This window comes from Actinoplanes sp. NPDC051861 (assembly GCF_040681145.1).
Classification (GTDB): domain Bacteria; phylum Actinomycetota; class Actinomycetes; order Mycobacteriales; family Micromonosporaceae; genus Actinoplanes.
In genome coordinates this window covers 1-1184 of the sequence record NZ_JBFAYE010000043.1, presented here as the reverse complement: position 1 = coordinate 1184, position 1184 = coordinate 1, and the positions used below count along the sequence as shown (strand labels likewise).

Annotated in this window: 1 rRNA gene (running past one end of the window); it reads right to left on the bottom strand. The window is 56.2% G+C overall.

From position 1 onward, the window contains the following. A 23S ribosomal RNA gene (locus AB0M02_RS46660) occupies window positions 1–1184 on the bottom strand (its annotated part extends 1271 nt beyond the left edge of the window); the annotation flags it as partial.

Here is a 1184-nt window from a genome sequence, read left to right as displayed (position 1 = left end):
ACGAGGTTCGTCTTGGGCGTTCCTTTGCGGGTACGGGAATATCAACCCGTTATCCATCGACTACGCCTCTCGGCCTCGCCTTAGGCCCCGACTCACCCAGGGCGGATTAGCCTGGCCCTGGAACCCTTGGTCATCCGGCGGAAGGGGTTCTCACCCTTCATTCGCTACTCATGCCTGCATTCTCACTCGTATGGCGTCCACGACTGGATCACTCCGCCGCTTCCCCCGCCATACGACGCTCCCCTACCCATCCACACACCTGCACACCACCCTCAAGGGGTGGAGCGAAGTTAATATGTGAATGCCACAGCTTCGGCGGTGTGCTTGAGCCCCGCTACATTGTCGGCGCGGAACCACTTGACCAGTGAGCTATTACGCACTCTTTAAAGGGTGGCTGCTTCTAAGCCAACCTCCTGGTTGTCCATGCGATCCCACATCCTTTTCCACTTAGCACACGCTTAGGGGCCTTAGCTGGCGATCTGGGCTGTTTCCCTCTCGACTACGAAGCTTATCCCCCGCAGTCTCACTGCCGCGCTCTCACTTACCGGCATTCGGAGTTTGGCTGATTTCAGTAAGCTTGTAGGCCCCCTAGACCATCCAGTGCTCTACCTCCGGCAAGAAACACACGACGCTGCACCTAAATGCATTTCGGGGAGAACCAGCTATCACGGAGTTTGATTGGCCTTTCACCCCTAACCACAGGTCATCCCCCAACTTTTCAACGTTGGTGGGTTCGGTCCTCCACGCAGTCTTACCCACGCTTCAACCTGCCCATGGCTAGATCACCCCGCTTCGGGTCTAGAACATGCGACTAAAGAGCGCCCTCTTCAGACTCGCTTTCGCTACGGCTACCCCACACGGGTTAACCTCGCCACATGCCACTAACTCGCAGGCTCATTCTTCAAAAGGCACGCCATCACCCCTAAAGGCTCTGACGGATTGTAGGCGAACGGTTTCAGGTACTATTTCACTCCCCTCCCGGGGTACTTTTCACCATTCCCTCACGGTACTAGTCCGCTATCGGTCACCAGGAAGTATTCAGCCTTACCAGGTGGTCCTGGCAGATTCACAGCAGATTCTAGGAGTCCGCTGCTACTCGGGAACACTGCAAAGAGGTCATAGATTTTCGCTTACGGGGCTCTCACCCTCTACGGCCGGCTTTCCCACACCGTTCAACTAACCTA